General features: G+C 67.8%; 23 protein-coding genes and 1 riboswitch. Of the genes, 15 read left to right on the top strand and 8 right to left on the bottom strand.

Going from position 1 to position 22,372, the window contains the following annotated elements:
- Positions 1 to 29: 29 nt before the first annotated feature.
- A complete protein-coding gene (gene holA, locus AC1DTF_RS25080; protein WP_477476037.1) occupies positions 30 to 971 on the top strand; it encodes a DNA polymerase III subunit delta in 942 nt (313 codons plus the stop codon).
- Between the two features lie 63 nt (positions 972 to 1,034).
- Here holA and rpsT read toward each other — a convergent pair whose 3' ends face one another.
- Positions 1,035 to 1,295 (bottom strand): 30S ribosomal protein S20, encoded by a 261-nt coding sequence (gene rpsT / locus AC1DTF_RS25075; RefSeq protein WP_057169636.1) that lies wholly within the window; start codon positions 1,293 to 1,295, stop codon positions 1,035 to 1,037.
- A 281-nt stretch (positions 1,296 to 1,576) separates the two neighbouring features.
- Here rpsT and AC1DTF_RS25070 point away from each other — a divergent pair, with 281 nt between their 5' ends.
- Genes AC1DTF_RS25070 through AC1DTF_RS25060 form a run of 3 tightly spaced genes read left to right on the top strand, consistent with a single transcriptional unit; the run spans position 1,577 to position 5,003 of the window.
- The gene (locus tag AC1DTF_RS25070; protein ID WP_477476036.1) at positions 1,577 to 3,187 is read left to right on the top strand and encodes a circularly permuted type 2 ATP-grasp protein; all 1,611 of its coding nucleotides are present in this window, start codon (positions 1,577 to 1,579) and stop codon (positions 3,185 to 3,187) included.
- Complete coding sequence (locus AC1DTF_RS25065) at positions 3,187 to 4,164, top strand: alpha-E domain-containing protein (protein WP_057169638.1); 978 nt, start codon at positions 3,187 to 3,189, stop codon at positions 4,162 to 4,164. Before AC1DTF_RS25070 ends, AC1DTF_RS25065 begins: the two co-directional genes overlap by 1 nt.
- Positions 4,164 to 5,003 (top strand): transglutaminase family protein, encoded by an 840-nt coding sequence (locus tag AC1DTF_RS25060; RefSeq protein ID WP_477476030.1) that lies wholly within the window; start codon positions 4,164 to 4,166, stop codon positions 5,001 to 5,003. The genes AC1DTF_RS25065 and AC1DTF_RS25060 overlap by 1 nt, the downstream gene beginning before the upstream one ends.
- 50 nt (positions 5,004 to 5,053) lie before the next feature.
- Here the strand turns inward: AC1DTF_RS25060 and AC1DTF_RS25055 are convergent, their stop codons facing one another.
- Positions 5,054 to 5,911 carry a ribonuclease Z gene (locus AC1DTF_RS25055; protein ID WP_477476029.1) on the bottom strand — a complete coding sequence of 286 codons (858 nt, stop codon included), beginning with the start codon at positions 5,909 to 5,911 and terminating at the stop codon, positions 5,054 to 5,056.
- A 114-nt stretch (positions 5,912 to 6,025) separates the two neighbouring features.
- On the opposite strand from AC1DTF_RS25055, the gene AC1DTF_RS25050 reads away from it, so the two are divergent.
- From AC1DTF_RS25050 to AC1DTF_RS25025, 6 genes are all read left to right on the top strand, one after another.
- Complete coding sequence (locus tag AC1DTF_RS25050; protein ID WP_477476028.1) at positions 6,026 to 6,454, top strand: CBS domain-containing protein; 429 nt, start codon at positions 6,026 to 6,028, stop codon at positions 6,452 to 6,454.
- Between the two features lie 9 nt (positions 6,455 to 6,463).
- The gene (locus tag AC1DTF_RS25045) at positions 6,464 to 7,081 is read left to right on the top strand and encodes a GNAT family N-acetyltransferase (RefSeq protein WP_477476027.1); all 618 of its coding nucleotides are present in this window, start codon (positions 6,464 to 6,466) and stop codon (positions 7,079 to 7,081) included.
- Positions 7,070 to 7,204: riboswitch (cobalamin riboswitch) on the top strand. It overlaps the preceding gene by 12 nt.
- A gap of 40 nt (positions 7,205 to 7,244) precedes the next feature.
- The gene (locus tag AC1DTF_RS25040) at positions 7,245 to 8,270 is read left to right on the top strand and encodes an ABC transporter substrate-binding protein (RefSeq protein ID WP_477476026.1); all 1,026 of its coding nucleotides are present in this window, start codon (positions 7,245 to 7,247) and stop codon (positions 8,268 to 8,270) included.
- Entirely contained in the window at positions 8,267 to 9,280 is a 1,014-nt protein-coding gene (locus tag AC1DTF_RS25035) for an ABC transporter substrate-binding protein (protein ID WP_477476025.1), read from the top strand. Before AC1DTF_RS25040 ends, AC1DTF_RS25035 begins: the two co-directional genes overlap by 4 nt.
- Positions 9,277 to 10,302, top strand: a complete 1,026-nt coding sequence (locus AC1DTF_RS25030; protein WP_477476024.1) for a FecCD family ABC transporter permease — start codon at positions 9,277 to 9,279, stop codon at positions 10,300 to 10,302. Before AC1DTF_RS25035 ends, AC1DTF_RS25030 begins: the two co-directional genes overlap by 4 nt.
- Positions 10,299 to 11,054: an ABC transporter ATP-binding protein gene (locus AC1DTF_RS25025; protein ID WP_477476023.1), complete on the top strand. Its 756-nt coding sequence runs from the start codon at positions 10,299 to 10,301 to the stop codon at positions 11,052 to 11,054. The genes AC1DTF_RS25030 and AC1DTF_RS25025 overlap by 4 nt, the downstream gene beginning before the upstream one ends.
- Here the strand turns inward: AC1DTF_RS25025 and AC1DTF_RS25020 are convergent, their stop codons facing one another.
- The 4 genes from AC1DTF_RS25020 to AC1DTF_RS25005 are packed head-to-tail and all read right to left on the bottom strand — an operon-like array spanning position 11,055 to position 15,125.
- Positions 11,055 to 12,449, bottom strand: a complete 1,395-nt coding sequence (locus tag AC1DTF_RS25020; protein ID WP_477476035.1) for an NtaA/DmoA family FMN-dependent monooxygenase — start codon at positions 12,447 to 12,449, stop codon at positions 11,055 to 11,057.
- Between the two features lie 35 nt (positions 12,450 to 12,484).
- A complete protein-coding gene (locus tag AC1DTF_RS25015) occupies positions 12,485 to 13,411 on the bottom strand; it encodes a MetQ/NlpA family ABC transporter substrate-binding protein (RefSeq protein WP_057169646.1) in 927 nt (308 codons plus the stop codon).
- A 32-nt stretch (positions 13,412 to 13,443) separates the two neighbouring features.
- Positions 13,444 to 14,127: a methionine ABC transporter permease gene (locus AC1DTF_RS25010; protein ID WP_057169647.1), complete on the bottom strand. Its 684-nt coding sequence runs from the start codon at positions 14,125 to 14,127 to the stop codon at positions 13,444 to 13,446.
- Positions 14,124 to 15,125, bottom strand: coding sequence for a methionine ABC transporter ATP-binding protein (locus AC1DTF_RS25005; RefSeq protein ID WP_057169648.1), 1,002 nt, complete (start codon positions 15,123 to 15,125; stop codon positions 14,124 to 14,126). Before AC1DTF_RS25005 ends, AC1DTF_RS25010 begins: the two co-directional genes overlap by 4 nt.
- Positions 15,126 to 15,367: 242 nt before the next feature.
- Here AC1DTF_RS25005 and AC1DTF_RS25000 point away from each other — a divergent pair, with 242 nt between their 5' ends.
- Positions 15,368 to 16,450: an LLM class flavin-dependent oxidoreductase gene (locus AC1DTF_RS25000; RefSeq protein ID WP_477476022.1), complete on the top strand. Its 1,083-nt coding sequence runs from the start codon at positions 15,368 to 15,370 to the stop codon at positions 16,448 to 16,450.
- Complete coding sequence (locus AC1DTF_RS24995; RefSeq protein ID WP_477476021.1) at positions 16,450 to 17,565, top strand: LLM class flavin-dependent oxidoreductase; 1,116 nt, start codon at positions 16,450 to 16,452, stop codon at positions 17,563 to 17,565. Before AC1DTF_RS25000 ends, AC1DTF_RS24995 begins: the two co-directional genes overlap by 1 nt.
- Here AC1DTF_RS24995 and AC1DTF_RS24990 read toward each other — a convergent pair.
- Positions 17,525 to 18,106: a type II toxin-antitoxin system PemK/MazF family toxin gene (locus AC1DTF_RS24990; RefSeq protein WP_477476020.1), complete on the bottom strand. Its 582-nt coding sequence runs from the start codon at positions 18,104 to 18,106 to the stop codon at positions 17,525 to 17,527. The two genes, AC1DTF_RS24995 and AC1DTF_RS24990, sit on opposite strands and share 41 nt — an antisense overlap.
- A gap of 68 nt (positions 18,107 to 18,174) precedes the next feature.
- Here AC1DTF_RS24990 and lepA point away from each other — a divergent pair, with 68 nt between their 5' ends.
- Entirely contained in the window at positions 18,175 to 20,049 is a 1,875-nt protein-coding gene (lepA, locus tag AC1DTF_RS24985) for a translation elongation factor 4 (RefSeq protein WP_082614383.1), read from the top strand.
- Between the two features lie 31 nt (positions 20,050 to 20,080).
- Positions 20,081 to 20,803 (top strand): sensor domain-containing protein, encoded by a 723-nt coding sequence (locus AC1DTF_RS24980; RefSeq protein ID WP_477476019.1) that lies wholly within the window; start codon positions 20,081 to 20,083, stop codon positions 20,801 to 20,803.
- Here AC1DTF_RS24980 and AC1DTF_RS24975 read toward each other — a convergent pair.
- A complete protein-coding gene (locus tag AC1DTF_RS24975) occupies positions 20,796 to 21,350 on the bottom strand; it encodes a TetR/AcrR family transcriptional regulator (RefSeq protein WP_477476018.1) in 555 nt (184 codons plus the stop codon). The two genes, AC1DTF_RS24980 and AC1DTF_RS24975, sit on opposite strands and share 8 nt — an antisense overlap.
- Before the next feature lie 86 nt (positions 21,351 to 21,436).
- On the opposite strand from AC1DTF_RS24975, the gene AC1DTF_RS24970 reads away from it, so the two are divergent.
- Complete coding sequence (locus AC1DTF_RS24970) at positions 21,437 to 22,354, top strand: TIGR03564 family F420-dependent LLM class oxidoreductase (protein WP_477476017.1); 918 nt, start codon at positions 21,437 to 21,439, stop codon at positions 22,352 to 22,354.
- Positions 22,355 to 22,372: the final 18 nt, after the last annotated feature.

The following is a 22,372-nucleotide window of genomic DNA, read 5'->3' as shown; positions in this document are numbered from 1 at the left end:
ACGATCCTTGGGTGACCGACACCGCGGAATTGCACCTCGTCCTCGGCGATGAGGAACTGCTCGTCGAACGTGCGGTGGCCGGGGTGCTGAAAACAGCCCGGAAGAAGGCAGGCACGGTCGATGTCCCGGTGGACCGGTTGCGCGCCGGTGAGGTCAGCACCAGCGAGCTCGCCGAGTTGCTGAGCCCGTCGTTGTTCGCCGATGAGCGGGTGGTCGTGCTGGAATCCGCCGGTGAGGCGGGCAAGGAGGCGGCGTCGCTGATCGTCAGCTCGGCAGCAGACCTGCCGCCGGGCACCCAGCTGGTCGTCTTGCACTCCGGCGGCGGACGCGCCAAGGCGATGGCCGACCAGCTCAAAAAGCTTGGTGCTCAGGTGCATCCGTGCGCGAAGATCGCCAAGCCCGCCGAACGCGCCGATTTCGTGCGCCGCGAGTTCCGGTCGCTGAAGGTGAAGGTCGACGATGACACCGTCTCGGCGATCCTCGATGCGGTCGGTTCGGACATCCGGGAGCTGGCGGCGGTGTGCTCACAGCTCGTCGCCGACACCGACGGCACGGTGGACGCCGCAGCGGTGCGCCAGTACCACCAGGGCAAGGCCGAGGTGAAAGGTTTCGACATCGCCGACAAGGCCGTCCTCGGTGACGTGTCCGGGGCGGCGGAGGCGCTGCGGTGGGCGATGCTCAGCGGAGAACCCCACGTGGTGCTCGCCGATGCGCTGGCCGAGGCGGTGCACACCATCGCCAGGGTGGGCCCGATGCGGGGTGACCCGTACCAGTTGGCCGGCGAACTGGGCATGCCGCCGTGGCGGGTGCAGAAGGCGCAGAAGCAGTCGCGGCGTTGGTCGCCCGACCGGGTGGCCGAGGCACTGCGGGTGGTCGCGTCGTTGAACGCCGACGTCAAGGGCGCGGCGGCCGACGCGGATTACGCGCTGGAGGCCGCGGTGCGCAAGGTCGCCGAACTCGCTACCGACTGAGCCCGGACACGCAAAAACCCGCGCGTGACGGCGGAGCGTCGACGCGCGGGTGTGCGGAAGAGATCAGAGCTGGTTGACGGCCAGCGCCAGCGCGGACTTCTTGTTCGCGGCCTGGTTCTTGTGGATGACGCCCGAGCTGGCAGCCTTGTCCAGCTTGCGGTTGGTCGCGACCAGCAGTTCGCCGGCCTTGTCCTTCTCACCGGCGTCGATGGCCTCGCGCAGCCCGCGCACAGCCGTACGCAGCGACGACCGGACGGACTGGTTGCGCAGTCGACGGCGCTCGTTGGTCTTGATGCGCTTTTCCTGCGACTTGATGTTGGCCACGCGTGTAGTTCCTTCGTAAAACGTCGGTTGGATACGTAAGTCTTTGGCCCGGCAACGGGCAGCGGTTGTCCAGGTTACCAGCGGGGGTGCCAATCCCCCAAAGCGGAGCGAGTGGCCTGCCGAAATGGCGGACTTACGGCAGCATGGCACCGGTGAGCCTACGAACCCTGCCGAACGAATCAGCCCGTACGTCACGTCCCGGTTCGCGCGCGGTCAAACGCCAGGCCGGCATTTTCGACGGCTATGAGAATCTGGGCAGATACTCGGCGGCCTTCGACGAGATGTTCGACGCCGAAGGCAACGTCCGCGGACCCTACAAGGGGATTTTCGCTGAACTCTCGCCGTCGGACGCTTCCGAGCTGGCCGCCCGCTCCGAAGCCCTCGGCCGCGCCTTCATCGACCAGGGCATCACCTTCTCGCTGTCCGGCCAGGAACGCCCGTTCCCGCTCGACCTGGTGCCGCGCGTCATCTCCGCGGCCGAGTGGTCACGCCTGGAGAAGGGCATCGCGCAGCGGGTCAAAGCGCTCGAGCTCTACCTCGACGACATCTACGGCGAACAGGAGATTCTGCGCGACGGGGTGATTCCGCGGCGGCTCATCACCTCCTGCGAGCACTTCCACCGCGAGGCCGTCGGCATCGTGCCGCCCAACGGCGTGCGTATCCACGTCGCGGGGATCGATCTGGTCCGCGACGCCCAGGGCACCTTCCGGGTGCTCGAGGACAACCTGCGCAGCCCGTCGGGGGTGTCCTACGTGATGGAGAACCGCCGCACCATGGCGCGGGTGTTCCCGAACCTGTTTGCCTCCCACCGGGTGCGGGCGGTGGGCGATTACTCCTCGCATCTGCTGCGCGCGCTGCGCAAGGCGGCGGCCACCAACGAGGCCGACCCGACCGTCGTCGTGCTGACCCCCGGCGTCTACAACTCGGCCTACTTCGAGCATTCGCTGCTGGCCCGCCAGATGGGCGTCGAACTCGTCGAGGGCCGAGACCTGTTCTGCCGCGACAACACCGTCTACATGCGCACCACCGAGGGGGAGCGGCAGGTCGACGTCATCTACCGCCGCATCGACGACGAGTACCTGGATCCGATGCAGTTCAAGCCGGATTCGGTGCTCGGGGTGGCCGGGGTCCTGAACGCGGCCCGGGCCGGCAATGTGGTGATCTCCAGTGCGGTCGGCAACGGCGTCGGGGACGACAAGCTGGTCTACACCTACGTGCCGACCATCATCGAGTACTACCTCGGCGAGAAGCCGTCGCTACTCAACGTCGACACCTTCCGGTGCTGGCTCGACGACGAGCGCGAGGAAGTGCTCGACCGGGTCGACGAACTGGTGATCAAACCCGTCGAGGGTTCCGGTGGCTACGGCATCGTGTTCGGCCCCGACGCCTCCGAGAAGGAACTCGCGGCGATCACCAAGAAGGTCCGCGCCGACCCGCGCGGTTGGATCGCGCAGCCCGTCGTCCAATTGTCCACCGTCCCCACCCAGATCGACGACACGCTGGCACCCCGGCACGTGGACCTCCGGCCGTTCGCGGTCAACGACGGCGATGACGTCTGGGTGCTCCCGGGCGGATTGACCCGGGTGGCGCTGCCGGAAGGTTCATTGGTGGTGAACTCCAGCCAGGGCGGCGGCTCCAAGGACACCTGGGTGCTGGCCTCGCGGACCTCGGCCGCCGATCGCGAACTGGCCGCCGCCGAGGTGGTGCGGGCGCTGCCTGATGCCCCCAAGACCGGTAAGCCGTCGGTGGCCGAAAAGGTCTCCCGCAACGGCAAAGCCGGCCGGGAGGTCAAGGGCGAACAGACCCAGCAGCAGCAGACCCGCGACTTCCGGGGCTCGTCCGGCCAGAACGAACAACAACAGCAGCAGCAACAACAGGTGGTGGTCGACTGATGCTGGCACGTAACGCGGAATCGTTGTACTGGATCGGCCGCTATGTCGAGCGCGCCGACGACACCGCACGCATCCTCGACGTCGTGGTGCACCAGCTGCTGGAAGATTCCAGCGTGGACCCCGACCAGACTTCACGGGTGCTGCTGCAGGTGCTCGACATCGAACCCCCCGACCAACAGCTGGACGTGTGGTCGCTGACCGACCTCGTCGCTTTCGGCAAGGACACCAAGGGCGGCTGCTCGATCGTCGAGTCGATCACGGCTGCCCGCGAAAATGCCCGTGGGGCACGCGAAGTCACTTCCACCGAGATGTGGGAGTGCCTCAACACCACCTACAACGCGCTCGCCGAGCGGGAACGGGCGGCCCGGCGGCTCGGTCCGCACGAGTTCCTGGCCTACGTGGAGGGCCGGGCCGCGATGTTCGCCGGGCTGGCCGATTCGACGCTCTCGCGCGATGACGGCTACCGCTTCATGGTGCTGGGCCGGGCCATCGAACGGGTGGACATGACGGTGCGCATGCTGTTGTCGCGGGTCGGTGACAGCGGTTCCTCGCCGGCCTGGGTCACGGTGCTGCGTTCGGCGGGCGCCCACGACACCTACCTGCGCACCTACCGAGGTGTCCTGGACGCCAGCAGGGTGGTCGAGTTCATGTTGCTGGACCGGCTTTTCCCGCGATCGATCTACTACTCGCTGCGGTTGGCCGAGCACAGCCTCGACGAACTGCTGCACCGCAGGCACAACCGGGTCGGATTGACCGCCGAAGCGCAGCGGTTGCTCGGACGGGCCCGCAGCGAGCTGGAGTTCCTGCCGCCCGGCGCGCTGCTGGAATCCCTGGAAGATCAACTGGCAGCCTTGCAGCAGACATGTGTCGAAGTGGGAGACGCATTGGCACTGCAGTACTTTCACTCGGCACCATGGGTCGCGTGGACCGACGCCGGCCGTGCGGGTGGCACCGTCATCGAAGAGGGGGAGATCTGATGTGGCGTATGCGGGTGGTCCACGCAACGGGCTATGCGTACAAGTCGCCGGTCACCGCGTCGTTCAACGAGGCTCGGCTGACCCCGCGGTCGGACTCGCGCCAGAACGTGATCCTCAACCGGGTGGAGACGGTGCCCGCCACCCGGCAGTACCGGTACGTGGACTACTGGGGCACCGCCGTCACGACCTTCGACCTGCATGCGCCGCACGTCGAGCTGGAGGTCACCGCCTCCTCGGTGGTCGAGACCGAAAAGCCCGATGCCCCAGAGACATCGGTGAGCTGGGCGGACCTGGAATCCGCGGCGGTGATCGACCGTTTCGACGAACTGCTCACCCCCACGCTCTACACCCCGGCCAGCAAGCGCATCGAGCGGGTGGGCCGGCGCATCGCCAAGTACCACGAACCGCAGGAGGCCGTCATCGAGGCCGCGCGCTGGGTGCACGGCGAGCTCAAGTATGTCGCCGGTACCACCGGGGTGCACTCATCCGGGCTGGACGCGCTGCGTGAAGGCAAGGGCGTCTGCCAGGACTTCGCGCATCTGACGCTGATCCTGTTGCGCGGGATGGGCATTCCGGCCCGCTACGTCTCGGGGTATCTGCACCCCAAGCGCACCGCGAAGGTGGGCGACACCATCGAGGGTCAGAGCCACGCCTGGATCCAGGCCTGGACGGGGGACTGGTGGCATTACGACCCCACCAACGACAAGGCCATCAACGAGCAGTACATCAGCGTCGGCGTGGGGCGCGACTACGCCGATGTGACGCCGCTGAAGGGCATCTACTCCGGCGAGGGCTCCACCGATCTGGACGTCGTCGTGGAGATCACCCGGCTGGCTTGACGCGATTTGAGGAGTTTTTGTCGGAATGAGTCCGACAAAGACTCCACAAATCACCGGGGTTTGGTGCAGACGCCGGGATGGACCTGCACCCGGTGCAGGTCGTCGCCGAGTTCGATCTGGCGGTCGAACACGCCGGCCGCCAGGGCGCGCCACTCCTCGTACTGACCGCGGGCCGGGCTCGGTACGTAGTGGGTGAGGATCAGGATGCCCACCCCGGCGCGGGCGGCGGTATCGGCGGCCTGTTCGACCGATGAGTGGTAGTCGCAGATATCGCGGATCCGCTGCAGCGGCATCGCGTCGACCAGGTCGTGACGGATCGCGGTGTGCACCAAAGCCCCTGCGCCCGCGGCCAGTTCGTCCAGGCTTTCGCACGGCACGGTGTCGCCGGCCAGCACCACCGACGCACCGTCGTGTTCGATGCGAAAGCCGACGGTCGGTGCGACCGGGCGATGGTCGGTCGGCGCGGCCAGAATCCGGACGCCGTCGACATCCCACACCACGCCCTCGGAGTACTCGTGCACCTCGATGGCCGGTGGTGCGGTGAGATCGGCGTGATGGGCGATGCGGTAGCCGATGTCGCGACCGAACGCCGCCAGCGTCGCATCCACGACCTCGGCGGTGCCCGATGGGCCGATGATCTGCAGCGGTGCGGGATTCGGGGCGAACGTGCTGATCCAGCGGGTGATGATCACGTCGCCGAGATCGGCGATGTGATCGCTGTGCAGATGGGTCAGCAGCAGTGCCGTCAGCGTGTTGGCGGCGGATCCGGCGGCGGCCAGCCGCAGCTGGACCCCGCGTCCGCAGTCCACCAGGAAGGTCTGCCCGCCCGCGCGGATCAGCGTCGACGGGCCGGCCCGATCGGGGTCGGGGATGGGGCTGCCGGTGCCCAGGAGCGTCACCTCGATCATGGGCTCAGATATACGCGGGTATCGGCGCGGGTTCCGCACAATCGGCCAAACGGCCACCGATCCGACGTAGCCTGGAATGTGTTCGGGATCACATTCACCGATGGGGAGGGTGCCATGCGTATCGCCGACGTGCTGAAGGCCAAGGGAGCCGCCGTCGCGACGATCACCCCGGAGACACCGGTGGCCGTCCTGCTCACCGGCCTGGTCGACCGCAATATCGGAGCGATGGTGGTCGTCGGCCCGGACGGGCCGGTCGGCATCGTGTCCGAACGCGATGTGGTGCACAAGCTGCACGATCTCGGCGCAGACCTGCTGGGCAGGCCGGTCAGCGAGATCATGACCAAGCACCTGGTGTTCTGCTCGCCCGAGGACTCGGTGGACAGTCTGAGCGCCGTGATGACCCACAAACGGGTGCGGCACATCCCGGTGCTGGTGGACGGGAAACTGGCCGGCATCGTCAGCATCGGCGATGTGGTCAAGACCCGGATGCAGGAGCTGGAGTCCAGCAAGGAGCAGTTGCAGGCTTACATCACGCAGGGCTGAATGGAGGGCGTGAGCAACACCGACGACGTTGTGGTCCGCCCCGCGGCGCGCGCCGATATCCCTGCGCTGTCCCACGCCCTGGGCCGCGCGTTCTTCGACGACCCGGTGATGACGTGGCTGCTGCCCGACGCCCGGGCCCGGCGGCGCAAGTTGCCCAAGCTGTTCGCCGCCCTGACCCGCCATCACCACCTGGCCCGCGGTGGGGTGGAGGTCGCGTCGGTCGGGCCGGCCATCGGCGCGGCGGCACTGTGGGATCCGCCGGGTCAGTGGCAGCACACCCCCGTCGAGGAGTTGCGTGCCGCGCCGGGCATGCTGCTGACCTTCGGGACCGCGGTGCGTCGCGGTATCCGCGTCACCGAATTGATGAAACGAGAGCATCCCGAAGAACCGCACTGGTATCTGGGCGTGATCGGCAGCGACCCGCAGGTGCGCGGAGCCGGACTCGGGCACGCCCTGATGCGGTCACGGCTGGATCGTTGCGATGCCGAGTTCGCGCCGGCCTATCTGGAGTCGAGCAACCCCGACAACATCGGCTACTACCAGCGGTTCGGTTTCGAGGTGACCGGCGAGATCGGGCTGCCCGACGGCGGGCCCGTCCTGTACCCCATGTGGCGGCATCCACGCTGACCCGATCGCGGTAGAGTGCGGGTGCTGACCTGCAGGGGAATCCGGTGAGAATCCGGAGCTGACGCGCAACGGTATGAGGCCCGACCTCTGAGTCCGAATGCCTGCGGTCGCCGAACCGTCGACGGCTCCGCGCTTGGGCCCTGCACCGAAGGAAGTCACCGCCGTGCGTGTGTTCATCACGCTTGTATCCCTTTCACTCCTCGTCACCGCGTGCAGTCGCACCGAAACGCCCGCCCCGGCACCCGCGGAGGGCGGCACCACCGGTGCCACCAGTTATCCGCTGACACTGCAGAACTGCGGTGTGGAGGTCACCTTCGCGGCGGCGCCGCAGCGCGCGGTGTCGTTGTATCAGGCCTCCACCGAGATCCTGCTCTCGCTCGGTCTGGCCGACCGCATGGTCGGCACCTCCACCTGGTTCGATCCGGTGCTTCCCGAGTTGGCGGCCGACAACGACCGGGTGCCCCGGCTCGCGGACAACGATCCCGGTCTGGAAGCCGTGCTCGATCTGGAACCCGACATCATCACCTCGGCGAGCGCGCACACCTTCACCCCGGCGGTCGTCGGGGAACGCGCCCGCCTGGCCGAACTCGGGATACCCACCTACCAGTCGCCGTCGGTGTGCACCGACGCGGTGGTGGAGGGCGAGACGGTGACTCGCACCGCCCCGCTGGAAATGGACACCCTTTTCCGTGAAATCACAGAACTGGCACAGATTTTCGATGTGCAGGACCGCGGCGCGCAGCTGGTGGGCGATCTGAGGAAGCGGCTGGGCGACGCGTCGGCGGTCCCGCAGCGGGACGCCACCGTCGCGTTCTGGTTCTCCGGGCTGCGCACGCCTTATCTGGCCGGATGCTGTTCGGCACCGGGCCTCTACGCCCGCGAGGTCGGCGCCACCAACGTGTTCGACGACGCCAAAGAGGACTGGCCGGAGATCAGCTGGGAGGCACTGGCCCACCGCGACCCCGACGTGCTGGTGCTGGCGGATCTGAGCCGCAAGCGCATCGACGGCGACGCGCTGGACACCAAAATTGCGTTCCTGGAGTCCAATCCGGTGACCCGCACCATGACGGCGGTGCAGCAGAAACGCTATGTCGTGCTGACCGGTTCGGAGCTCGATCCCGGTATCCGGCAGGTCGCCGCCGTCGAGAAGCTCGCCGCGGGCTTCACGACCGCCGGGCAGCCCGGATGATCGGCCGCCGGATTCTCGTCGCGGCCTCGGTGGCGGTGCTGACCGCCTGCGGCCAGCCCGAGGCCCCCGCCGAACGCAGCAATGCAACAGCCGGTTTCCCGATCACGGTGCAGAACTGCGGCCGTGACGTGGTGATCGACGCGCCACCGCAGCGCGCGGTGTCGCTGAACCAGGGCTCCACCGAGATCCTGCTGTCCCTCGGCCTGGCCGACCGTATGGTCGGCACCGCGACGTGGACGGATCCGGTGCGCGAGAACCTCGCCCAGGACAACGCCGGGGTGCCGCGGTTGGCGGTCAACAAACCCTCGCTGGAGACCGTGCTGGACGCCGAACCGGACTTCGTGTCGGCATCGTTCGCCGGGACCCTTGGACCCGGTGGCGTCGCCGACCGTGACCAGTTCGAATCGCTGGGCGTGCCCAGCTATCTGGCGCCCAGTGACTGCGTGGGCAAGGTGTCGGTCAACGCCGACGGTGCCCGCACCGAGCCGTTCACGATGGACGCGATCTACGGCGAGATCCGGGATCTGGCGCGCATCTTCGACGTCACCGAGCGCGGTGAGGAACTGATCGCCGGTCTGGAGCAGCGGATCCAGGACAGCCGGCTCGACGCCGATGCCGACCTGGCGTACTGGTTCTCCGATATCCGGGCCCCGTACTTCGGCGGCTGCTGCGGTTCACCCGGGGTGATCACCGACACCGTCGGTGCGCGCAACATCTTCGTCGACACCACCGAGGAGTGGCCGCAGGTGAGCTGGGAGGTGATCGCCGACCGCGACCCGGATGTGCTGGTGCTCGCCGACCTGAGCCGGCGCACCATCGACGGCGACGCACTGGCGGCCAAAATCGCATTCCTGGAATCGAATCCGGTGACCTCGCGGCTGACCGCCGTCCAGCAGAAGCGTTACATCGTCGTGAACGGGGCCGATCTGAATCCCTCGATACGGACCGTGGACGGCACCGAGAAGGTGGCCGACGGCCTGCGTCGACTCGGATTCGCCTCCGGCCGTTGACCGTGCGTACGCGATCGCTGCCGGTGCTGTGGGTGCTGGGACTCGCGCTGCTCGTCGTCTCGGCGGCGGTGGCCATCACGATCGGTCCGGCCGCCCTTTCGGTCCGCGACGTGTACGGGATCGTCGCCGAGCATCTGGGCGCCGGTCCGTCGGGCGCCACCCGGATCCAGGACGGCATCGTCTGGCAACTGCGGCTGCCCCGGGTCCTGCTGGCCGCGGTGTGCGGTGCGGGCCTGGCGCTGTGCGGGGCGATCCTGCAGTCGTTGCTGCGCAACCCCCTTGCCGATCCGTTCGTGCTCGGGGTTTCCTCGGGCGCCTCGACGGGGGCCGTGCTGATCGCGGTGCTCGGCGTGGGCGCCGGCACGCTCACCCTGTCGAGCGGTGCGTTCGTCGGGGCGGTGCTGTCCTTCGGGGTGGTGCTGCTGCTGGCGTACGCAGCCGGTGGCGGCACCGACCGGGTGGTGCTCGCCGGCGTGGCGGCCACCCAACTGTTCTCGGCACTGACCTCGTTCATCGTGCTGTCCTCGGCCGACGCCGAGCAGACCCGCGGGGTGCTGTTCTGGCTGCTCGGGTCGCTGGCCGGGGTGTCCTGGAACGACGTCGCGGTGTGCAGCGTGGTCGTCGGCGCCGGACTGGTGTGCTGCCTTGCCTACGCACGGGCCCTGGACGCCTTCGCCTTCGGCGACGACGCGGCCGCCACGCTCGGAGTGTCGGTGCGGCAGGCGCGGATCGTGCTGCTGGTGATGACCGCGCTGATCACCGCGGCACTGGTCAGCGCCGCAGGCGCGATCGGCTTCGTCGGCCTGGTGCTGCCGCACGCGGCGCGCTTCGTGGTCGGGCCCGCACACCGGCGTCTGCTGCCGACGGTGGCCATCTTCGGCGCGGTGTTCATGGTGTGGGTGGACACGCTGGCCCGCACCGTGTTCGCGCCGCAGGAGCTGCCCACGGGCGTGGTGACGGCCCTGCTGGGCGTCCCGGCGTTCGCGCTGATCCTGCTGCGCCGCCGGGGGGTACCGGCATGAGCTTGCTCGCGGCCGAGGTCAGCTGGACGAGGTCCGGCCGACTGGTGCTCGACGGTGTCACCGTGGAACCGGCGCCCGGTGCCACGGTGGGCCTGCTGGGACCCAACGGCTCCGGCAAATCGTCACTGCTGAAACTGCTGGCCGGGGTGGACCGGCCGAGTCGCGGCACAGTGCACCTCGACGGTGAGCCGCTGGCCCGGATGCCCCGGCGCGCACTGGCCCGCCGGGTGGCGATGGTCGCCCAGCATGCCGAGACCGAACTGCACGTCACGGTGCGCGATGTGGTGCGGCTGGGCCGCATCCCGTACACCGGGATGATCGGCGCGGACCCCGAGGGCGCGGCCGTGGTCGAGGCCGCGCTGGCCGCCACCGGGCTGCGGGACATGACCGACCGGTACTGGCACATGCTCTCGGGCGGGGAGCGCCAGCGGGTCCAGATCGCCAGGGCCCTGGCCCAGGATCCCGATCACCTGCTGCTGGACGAGCCGACCAACCATCTCGACATCGCCCACCAGCTGGAGATCCTGGCACTGGTGCGGGAATTGAACGTCACCACCGTGGTGGCGCTGCACGACCTGAATCTGGCCGCCATGTTCTGCGACCACGTCGTGGTGCTTTCCGGTGGCCGGATCGTGGCCACCGGCACGCCCGTCCAGGTGCTCACCGAACGTCTCATCGGCACGGTCTACGGCGTGCGGTGCCGCGTCAGCATCGAGGACGGCCTGCCGCACGTGCGGTTCGCGCGGGAGTGATCAGGCGCTGGTGCTGAGACCCTGTCGCTGGTGCGGTGCGGGCTCCGGTACCTGATCGGCCAGCGAGTTGTCGGTGAACGCCCCGCGGTACCTGGCCGCCGGATGGGTGTCCGGCAGACGGTCGCCGCGTCCGAGTAGCTTCTGGCGCAACGTGCCCGACTTGTCGGTACCGATCAGCCCACGCTCGCGCAGTGTCGGGAACAACCGGTCGGCCACCTCGCGGAACGACTGGGGCACGGTCGCGTGATAGACGTTGATGCCGTCGACGCCGGCCTCGCGCCACTCCTCCAGCCGATCCGCGATCTCCTCGGGAGTGCCGACGACGCGGTTGGCGCCCTCCATCACCCAGGCCATGTCACGGATGGTGGGCTCCTCGTTGCCGGACACCTCGGCGGCCCAGCGCTTGAAGCTCTGGATACCGGTGAATTCGCCGAGCTCACTGATCGGGGTGTCCAGCGGAAGGCCGCCGGCATCGATACCGGCATCGCCGAGCGCGTGCAGGGCGATGCCCTCCAGGTCGAGATACCGCTTGAGTTCGTCATTGCGGCGGATCGCATCGGCATGGCTGTCACCGATGACGAACGACAGCCCCTGGGCGAAGGTGATGTCCTGCGGGTCGCGGCCGTGTTCGGCTGCCAGCGCGCGGGTTTCGCTGGTCAACTTGTAGGCATCGGCCGGTGTCGGGCTGCCGATGTAGACACCCTCGGCGTTACGGGCGGAGAACAGCTGTCCTGCCGGCGACGACCCGGCCTGGAACAGCACAGGTGTGCGCTGCGGGGACGGGGAGGTGAAATGCGGCCCCTCGACGCTGTAGCGCTGTCCGACGTGGTTGATCTTGTGGATCTTCGCCGGATCGGAGTGCACGCTGCGCTCCTTGTCCTGCACCAGCGCGTCCTCATCCCAGGAGCCCTCCCACAGCTTGTAGGCGACATCCAGGTATTCGTAGGCCCACTCGTAGCGCTGGTCGTGGGCCAGGGTGCCTTCGTATCCGAAGCTGCGAAACATGTTGGCGTTGAAGCTGGTGACGATGTTCCAGCCGAGCCGCCCCTCGGTGTAGTGGTCCAGCGAGGACATTTTCCTGGCGAAGTTGAACGGGTGGTCCTGGATGATCGAGCTGGTGAACACGATGCCCAGGTTCTCCGTCGCGGCCGCCAGCGCCGACGCCAGCACCGAGGGATCGTTGACCGGGATCTGGATCCCGGCCTCGACCGACTTGCGCCAGTTGCCGTTCCACGGTGCCCGCAGGCCGAACACGTCGGCGAAGAACAGCAAGTCGTAGCCGGCCTTGTCGACCTCGGCGGCCAGCGACGTCCAGTGCCGCAGCGAGTTGAACTTGTGGTTCTGCGCCTCCGGGGCCCGCCAAAGACCGTGTAGCACATGGGAGGCGGTGTTCATGACGAACGCCGAGTAGTACAGCGGCTTCTTGGTGGTCACGACGTGGATTCCGCGCTCTCGGTACCGGACGCACCGATCGGGCCCAGGGTGTCGCGGATGAGGGCGTTGTCGGTGGTCTCCAGGAACTCGGCGATCTTCGGATCCTGGAAGGTGGCGATCAACTTCTGCACGTTGGGATCGTCGAGGTGCTTGTTGCTGACCACCAGGCCGCCCTCGCTACCTTCCGGCGCGGGGTGCCGGTCCAGGATCTGATCTTCACGCAGTCCCGCGGCGTACACATCGGAGATGTGCACGACGACGGCATCGACATCGGGCAGGCTGCGGGCCAACTGGCCGATGGGTACCTGGACGAACTCGTAATTTTTGGGGTTCGTGGCGACATCACCGAGCTGGGGCAGGCCCGCGACAGTGTCCTTGCCCGGCTTCAGCGTGATCTGGCCGGCCTCGGCCAGGTCGAGCAGCGCGATGGCCTGCCCGGCCGGATCGTCACGCAGCGCGACCTTGGCCCCGCGGGGCAGCTCGTCCCAGCTGTTGTACTTGTCCGAGTAGGTGGCCTGATCCCAGGTGAATGTCGGTGCGGCCAAGGTGAGTTCGAATCCGTTGGCGGCGATGGCATCGTTGAGGAAGGGCTGATGCTCGAAGAAGTTCCCCGCCACGGTGCCCGCGTCGACGGCCCGGTTGATCTCGATCAGATTGTCGATCTGGACCGGCTTGATGGTGATGCCGTGATCGGGGGCAACGTTCTCGGAGATGTAGGCCAGCAGGTTCTCCGCGGCGATATCGGTGCTCCACGTCGCCACCTCGAGTTCGGTGCCGAACGGCTTGTCGCGGTTGGAGAGTTGGCCGTAGGCCACCCCGCCGGCGATGGCGACCACCGCCACCACCGCACCCGCCGCCCAGGGCCAGCGCTTACGTTTCTTGATCTCGATGTCGAGGCCGGGAGTGCCGCTCTGATCTGCCACAGTCGTTCCTTCTGTATATGGGTGTAAGGGGTTCAGCGGGTGAGGGCTTTGACGGCGCGATCCCCGGTGAACTGCACCAGCTGGATGGTGAGGATCAGCGCGATCACCGTGGCGATCATGATGTTGTCGTCGAAGCGGTTGTAGCCGTAGGTGATTGCCAGATGCCCGACACCGCCTGCGCCGATGGACCCGGCGATTGCCGAATACTCGATCATGGCGATGGTGTTCACGGTCAGCGCTCCGGCAAGGGCGGGCAGTGCCTCGGACAATTGCACCGAGCGGATGACCTGAACGTGGGATCCGCCCGACACCAGACCCATGTCGGTGACATCGGAACGGACCTCGCGCAGCGCGTTCTGGACGAGGCGGGCGAAGAACGGCACACCGGCCACTGTCATCGGGACGATGGCCGCCGCCACACCGATGGTGGTGCCGACGATGAACCGCGTGACCGGGATGATGGCCGCCATCAGGATGAGGAAGGGCAGCGACCGGCCGACGTTGACGATGGTGTTGAGCGCGTTGAACACCCGAGGATCCGGGAACAGCCCGAGTGTCGAGGTGTTGTGCAGGATGATGCCGACCGGGGTGCCGATCAGGACGACCAGTGCCATCGTGATGCCCACCATCAGCCAGGTCTGGCCGTAGGCGGGCAGCAGCAGATCGGGAACCCTGGACCACGGCGTGCTGAAGTCCTCCTGGGCCAGATAGTTCACGCGGCTTCCTCGTCGGCGACGGCGCTCACGGGGCGCACGTGCAAGCCGCGGTCACGCAGCTGACGCTCGAAACCGGCTGGGGTGCCCGGGGACAGGGCCAGCACCGCGCGGCCCACGGCCACGCCACGGATGGCCTCCACGCTGGCGCTGAGCACGCTGACCTGGGTGCCGGCCAGGCCCGGGATGGACTGAATGGAGGTCAGCCAGTCCAGCGGGACATCGCGGGAGGCATAGGACACCTCCCAGATGTCTCCGGCCCCGCGCAGCGCCACGCTGGGCCGGTCCGGCAGCAGTTCGTGGGCCAGTGGTGATGCCGGATCAAGGATGATGTCCTCGACCGAGCCACTTTCGATGATGCGGCCGTCCTCGATCCGTGCCACCGAGTCGGCGACCTCTCGGACCACCTCCATCTCGTGGGTGATCAGGATGATCGACAGGCCGAACTCGTCGCGAAGATGGCTCAGCAGCTTGAGGATCGACTTCGTGGTGGCCGGGTCCAGACCCGAGGTCGCCTCGTCGGACAGCAGGTTCGACGGACCCAGCGCGAGCGCGCGGGCGATGCCGACACGCTGCTTCTGCCCACCGGAGAGCTGTGCCGGAAAGTAGTCGCGGCGGTCGCCGAGACCGACCCGGTCCAGCAGCTCGGACACCCGCTTGTCCACCGAGCCGTCGGTGGCGTGCAGATACTGCAACGGCAGCGCGATGTTCTGCGCCACGGTGCGGCGCCGCAGCAGCGGCGCGGTCTGGAAGATCACCCCGACACTGCGGCGTGCGGCTACCAGCGCGTCACCGTCGAGGCGGGAGAAGTCCTTTCCGTCCACCCGCACGGTGCCGCTGGTGGGGCGCTCCAGGAAACTGACACAGCGTGACAAAGTGCTCTTACCGGCGCCACTGGGCCCGACCACGGCCAGGATTTCCCCGCTACCGACGGACAGTGAGATGTCGTCCAGGACGGTGCGGTCGCCGAACCTCTTGGTCAGGTTCTCGATCTCGATCACAGGAATGCTCTCTTGCTCGAACGGTTTTCGGTCACGCTGCGCTGCACCGCACTGTGAGGCAACGCACATGGGCCCGACCGCAATGGTCCGGCTTGCGGGAAAGGTGGGGTTCGCAAGCGGGCGACGGTCAGGGAACGGACTCAAGCTACGCATGCCGGGGGGCGGGCGGAAGAGTAGAGATCTGGCTGATCCGAACTAGGTCCGGTTTTCTCAAAGTGCTTGGTGGTGAGTACTTTTGTGGCGTGACAGTCTCGCGCGAACACGATCGTCCCAGGTTCGGGGTGTGGGCCAATGTGCACGGCACGATGGCCGCCTTCGCGCATCCGCAGGATCCCATCGATGCCTCCTGGGCGCGGGTGCGCGACCAGGTGCTGCTGGCAGAACGGCTGGGATTCGATTCGACCCTGATCGCCCAGCACACGATGAATCCGCTGGGCGAACACCTCGACCAGCTGGATGCCTGGAGTGCCGCGGCCGCGCTGGCGGCGCTCACCGACACGATCGAGATCATCGCCGCGGTGAAGCCGTCGATCATCCACCCGACGATCCTGGCCAAGCAGGCCCAGGGCATCCAGGAGATCAGCGGCGGCCGGTTCGCCGTGAACGTGGTCAATGCCTGGTGGATCCCGGATCTGGAACGCTCCGGGATCGGCATGCTGGAGCACGGCGAACGTTACGTGTACGGCACCGAATGGTTGCACGCCGTGCGCTCGCTGCTGTCCGGAGAACGAACGACATTGCGGGGAAAGTACTTTCAGATCGACGATTTCGTCATCCATCCCGCGGGTGTGCGACCGCGGATCTATCTGGGCGGGGAGTCCGAGCAGGCCCGCACCCTGGCCGCCGCAGAAGCCGATGTGCTGTTCCTGAACGGCCAGTCGCCGCAGGACGCCCGCACACTGCTCGACGATGTGCGGCGCCGACCGCGCACCGGGGCGCCGTTGCGATTCGGGATGGCGGGGTTCGTGGTGACCGCGCCGACGGCACACGAGGCGGCCGAAATCATGGATTACCACTGGGAGTTGCAACGCGCCGATCAGGCTCGCCCGGATGACGTCACCGCCAAGTTCGGGCGCGACACCGATCCGGCGTCACCGATGTGGCAGCGGCTCAGTGCCCTTCCGCATGTCGGCCCCAACGGGGGCACTGCCGCCGGGCTCGTCGGCGACTACGACACCGTGGCACGGCGCATCGTGGACTGGTTCGGCGACGGTATCGAGACATTCATGTTGGCGTTCCAGCCTTTCGAGGCGGAGATGGAACGCTTTGCGGCCGAAGTGATGCCGCGTGTGGACAATCTGCTGGAGAACGCGAGGGTCGCTTGATGAAGTTCCACTGGTATCTGCCGACGCACGGGGACACCACCACCATCGCGGACAACCGGGGCAGCTCCTCGCAGCGGGTGCAGTCGCATCTGCAGCCGACGCTGGAGAACCTGACCGCGTTGGTGCGCAGCGCCGAGGACCTCGGCTTCGAGGCGGCACTGACACCGACCGGCTCGCACTGCGAGGACTCCTGGCTGGCCACCGCCGCGCTGGCGCAGCACAGCCGCCGGCTCAAGTTCCTGGTGGCGTTCCGGCCGGGGGTGCTGTCGCCGACGCTGGCCGCCCAGCAGGTCAGCACCTACCAGCGTTTCACCGGAAATCGGTTGGCACTCAACATCGTCACCGGCGGTGACGACCTGGAGATGCGCCGCTACGGCGACGGCATCGACAAGGCCGCCCGGTACCGGCGCACCGGTGAGTTCCTCGCGGTGGTGCGCGGGGCCTGGAGCAACCCCGAGTTCACCTTCCACGGCGAGTTCTACGACGTGGAGGCGGCCAGGATGGCCTACCCGGTGGACACCCTGCCGACCATCTACTTCGGTGGGTCCTCCCCGGAGGCCATCGAGGTCGCCGCCGAGCACGCCGACGTCTACCTCACCTGGGGTGAGCCCCCCGAGCAGGTCGCCGAGAAGATCGAGCGGGTACGCGCCGCCGCCGCGAAACGCGGCCGGGAGCTGAAGTTCGGTCTGCGCCTGCACACCGTCGCGCGCGCGGACGAGGAGCAGGCGTGGCGGCGCGCCGACGAACTCATCGCCGGACTGTCCGCCGAGGAGGTGCGTCGCGCCCACGAGCGCTACCTGGCCAGCGGATCGGAGGGGCAGCGCCGGATGGCGGCGCTGACCACCGGCGAATTGGTGGATGCGCGCAGCCTTGAGGTGCATCCCGGTCTGTGGGCCGGGCCGAGTCTGCTGCGCGACGGCGCGGGGACCGCGGCGATCGGGAGCTATCAGCAGGTGGCCGACGTGTTCGCCGAGTACGCCGGCCTCGGCATCAGCGAGTTCGTGTTGTCGGGATACCCGCAGGCCGACGAGATCCGCCATGTCGGCGAGGGCGTACTGCCGCTGGTGCGCGAACTCAGCTCCAGGAGAACTCGGCCCGCAGCCGCGTCGCGATGATCTCGAAGCGATCCTTGTCGAGGACGGCGCCCTCACGCCGGATACCGTCCTCGGGCACGTCGAGCACCCGGTCCAGGCGCACCCAGGAGGGCCGGCCGTCGTAGTCCCAGGTGCCCGCCCCGATCCCGACCCACTGGTCGTCGTGGGCGTGGTGGTCCTGGCTGGACAGCATGAGCCCCAGCAGGGTGCGCTGGTCACGGCCCACCACCAGCACCGGGCGGTCCTTGCCGCGGGTCGGATCGTCCTCGTAGACCACCCAGGTCCAGACGATCTCGCCCGGATCGGCCCGGCCGTCCAGGTCGGGGGAGTAGGCGATGCGCCGGGCCCGCTGCGCGGTGGGCACGCTGGCGCTGGTCACCGGCCGTCCGCTGGTGAGAGCGACCGGCGACGGGTTGGCCTGGGCCGCGAGTGCCTCCATACCGATCTTGAGGCCCTGCTGGAGGACGCGCTCGGGGTTGGGCAGCTGGCGGATGAGTTTCGGGGCCTCGTTGAACACGAGGTTCTCCGCGAACCTCTGGAAGGCCTTCCACTGGGACGCCATAGCCGCCAAGCATAGCGAGGCCAGGCACGCCCGATTGTGTCCAAGGGGCTCGCTGTCGATACCCTGGGATAACACGATCGCGCCAGGACCAGGAGATTCCCATCAGCAGTTTCGCCGACAAGACGTTCACCGCGCCGGCGCAGATACGGAACTTCTGCATCATCGCCCATATCGACCACGGCAAGTCGACGCTGGCCGACCGTATGCTCGGAATCACCGGGGTCGTCGCCGACCGCGATATGCGGGCCCAGTACCTGGACCGGATGGATATCGAGCGCGAACGCGGCATCACCATCAAGGCGCAGAACGTCCGGCTGCCGTGGCAGGTCAACGGCGAAGACTTTGTTTTGCATCTGATCGACACCCCCGGCCACGTCGACTTCACCTACGAGGTGTCCCGGGCGCTGGAGGCCTGCGAGGGCGCGGTGCTGCTGGTCGACGCCGCTCAGGGCATCGAGGCGCAGACGCTGGCCAACCTGTACCTGGCCCTGGACCGGGATCTGACCATCATCCCGGTGCTCAACAAGATCGACCTGCCCGCCGCCGACCCGGACCGCTACGCCGGCGAGATCGCCCACATCATCGGCTGCGAACCCAGCGACGTGCTGCGGGTGTCCGGTAAGACCGGGGTGGGCGTGCGGGAGCTGCTCGACGAGGTGGTGCGCCTGATCCCGGCCCCGGTCGGCAAGGACGACGCGCCTGCGCGGGCGATGATCTTCGACTCGGTCTATGACATCTACCGCGGTGTGGTGACCTACGTCCGGGTGGTGGACGGCAAGCTCAATCCCCGCGAGAAGATCAAGATGATGTCGACCGGAGCGACACACGAGCTGCTCGAGGTCGGCATCGTCTCGCCGGATCCCAAGGCCTCGGACGGGCTCGGCGTCGGCGAGGTGGGTTACCTCATCACGGGTGTGAAGGACGTGCGGCAGTCCAAGGTCGGCGACACCGTGACCACGGCGCGCCACGGCGCCACCGAAGCGCTGGTCGGCTACCGCGAACCGCGGCCGATGGTCTACTCGGGCCTGTACCCGGTGGACGGCTCGGACTATCCCGTACTGCGCGAGGCCCTGGACAAGCTGCAGCTCAACGACGCGGCGCTGACCTACGAACCGGAGACCTCGGTGGCGCTCGGGTTCGGGTTCCGCTGCGGGTTCCTGGGTCTGCTGCACATGGAGATCACCCGGGAGCGGCTGGAGCGCGAGTTCAATCTCGACCTGATCTCCACGGCACCCAACGTCGTCTACCGCGTGGTCAAAGAGGACAACACGGAGATGATCGTCACCAACCCGTCGGACTGGCCCGAGGGCAAGGTCCGTGCCGTCTACGAGCCGGTGGTGAAGACGACGGTGATCGCGCCCAGCGAGTTCATCGGCACCATCATGGAGCTCTGCCAGGCCCGCCGCGGTGAACTGGGCGGGATGGACTACCTGTCGCCGGAGCGCGTGGAACTGCGCTACACGATGCCGCTCGGCGAGATCATCTTCGATTTCTTCGACTCGCTGAAATCGCGCACCCGCGGCTACGCCAGCCTGGATTACGAGGAGGCCGGCGAGCAGGAGGCCGAACTGGTGAAGGTCGACATCCTGCTGCAGGGTGAGGCCGTCGACGCGTTCAGCGCGATCGTGCACAAGGACGGCGCCGCTGCCTATGGCAACAAGATGACCACCAAGCTCAAGGAGCTCATCCCACGCCAGCAGTTCGAGGTGCCCATCCAGGCGGCCATCGGATCGAGAATCATTGCCCGCGAGAACATCCGGGCCATCCGCAAGGACGTGCTGTCCAAGTGCTACGGCGGTGACATCACCCGTAAGCGCAAGCTGCTGGAGAAGCAGAAAGAGGGCAAGAAGCGGATGAAGACGATCGGCCGGGTCGAGGTGCCCCAGGAGGCCTTCGTCGCGGCGCTGTCGACCGACGCGGCCGGAGACAAAGCGAAGAAGTGACTCCGGGCGCGCCATCGGTCACAATGACGCGGTGAACAGTGCCGCAGGATCGCCGCGCGTGCGGTATGCCCGTCATGCCCTCGTCGCCGTGTCGATCGGATGCGCGCTGCTGACCGGGTGTTCGAGCACCGTCACCGGTCAGGCCGTCCGGGATGAGAACGCGGCGCCCGTGGACGCGCCGCCACTGAAGGAGAGTCAGCTCGACGACGTGCTGCTGTCCATCGGGGACATCAACGACATCATGGGCTCGGACAGCATGGAGATCACCGGCGAGCTCGACCAGATGGTGGATCACTCCGGCGACGTGTCCGAACCGGATTGCCTCGGTTCGATCTTCGGCGCCGAGCAGCCGGTCTACGGGGACAGCGGGTACACCGCGGTCCGCGACCAGGTGTCCCGCGAACCCGATGAGGACAACGCGCACTGGGTGGAACAGACCGCGGTGCTCTACCCGTCGGCGGACAAGGCGCAGCGGTTCTTCGACAACGCCCGGTCCGGCTGGGACGCGTGCGCCGGCACGTCGATCGCCATCGACGACGGAACGGACAGCTACACCTGGCAGATCGAGGATCTGACCGCCACCGACGCTGTGCTCACCCAGATCACCACCCAGGACGACGCCGACGGCTGGGAGTGCCAGCATGCGCTGTCGGCGGTCACCAATGTGATCGTGGAAGCCTGGGCGTGCAGCTACGGCGCGGGCGACGAGGCCGCCGATATCGCGGCGAGGATGGTCGAGAACGCCGTCACCTAGCCGCCTGCAGCCCGTTGATCACCACGCGCAGCAGCCGGGCGCGCTGATCCGCGTCGCGATGGGGCTGTTCGCCGACCCAGGCGATGGCCGCGGCCATGTCGAGCACATCGTCGATGTGGGTATCCCGGTGCACCAGACCGGCTTTGGCGGCACGGGCGATGAGCGCGCCACCGGCGTCGCGGGCCATCCGGCAGGTACTCGATTCGCCGGCCGGCGGGCTGGCCAGGGTGCGGGCCAGCCCTTCGAAGACACCGCCCTGTTCCACATAGGCGGTCAGCCACCGGTGCAGCGCCTCCAGCGGGTCATCGGATTCCAGCAGTTCGGCGCCGAGGTCGCGGATGCTGATCAGGCCGTCGTCGATCACGGCCAACACCAGTTGATCGCGGGTGGGGAAGTGCCGGTAGAGGGTTCCCGGGCCGACCCCAGCGGCGCGGGCCACCTCGTCGAGGGAGGCCGTCACGCCGTGCGCGCCGAAGGCCTCGCGGGCGGCGTCCAGCAGCAGTTGACGGTTGCGGGCGGCGTCGGCGCGTAACGGGCGGGCCGTCATCGGTTCTCGCTTCCTCTGGACAAGCGGAGACTGTCTCCATATATTGATCGGAGGCAGTCTCCGAATCATATCGAGGTGTTCCCGCCATGAAAATCAGTCTCACCGTTCTACCCGATCCCGCCGGGTTCCCCGGCGTCCTGGAGGCGGTGCGCGATGCCGCCGACGCCGGATTCCCGCGGGTGTGGTTCCCACAGTTGCCGCCGTCCCCGGACCTGGCCGGCTGGGACGCGCTGACCACGCTGGGTCTCGCGGGCGCCGCGGTGCCGCAGGTCGAACTGGGCTCCGCGGTGGTGGTGGCCCAGACCCAGCACCCACTGGCCCTGGCACGCCAGGCGCTGACCGTCTCGGCCGCCACCGGGGGTCGGCTGATCCTGGGGATCGGTGTCAGTCACCGCGTCCTGGTCACCGATGTGTTCGGCTATGACTACGACGCGCCGGCGGCTTATCTGCGCGAGTACCTGCAGGTGCTGGGCCCGGCGCTGCGCGGCGAACCGGTGGATCACCACGGTGCACGGATCACCGCGGTCGGCCAGTTCGGCCTGCCCGGCGCACCCGCGCCGCCGGTTCTTGCCGCGGCGCTGGGACCACGGATGCTGGATCTGGCCGGCGAACTCACCGAGGGCACGGTGACCGCCTGGACAGGGTTGAAAGTCGTTGACAGTCATATCGTTCCGCGTATCGGCGCGGCGGCGCAGCGGTTCGGCAGGCCCTCCCCGCAGGTGGTGGTCGGCCTGCCGGTCAGCGTCACATCGGATGTGGCGGCCGCGCGCGCCGAGATCGCGGGCATGTTCAATCCGGGCGACTTGCCCGCCTACCGGGCGATGCTGGACCGCGAAGGCGTCGACGACGTCGCCGACATCTGCGTGTTCGGCGACGAAGAGTCGGTGCTGGCCCAGCTGCGCCGGTTCGCGGCCGCCGGTGCCACCGAGTTCAGCGGGTTCGCGATCGGGGATCCGCAGACCCAGGCCCGCACCGTCGAAGTGCTGGCCGCGTACCGGGATTGAGTTCTCGACGCGGACGCG

The organism is Mycobacterium sp. P4_H6, from assembly GCF_056400845.1.
Note: the sequence above shows the minus strand (reverse complement) of the source record. Positions and strands in the feature narration are given on the sequence as shown.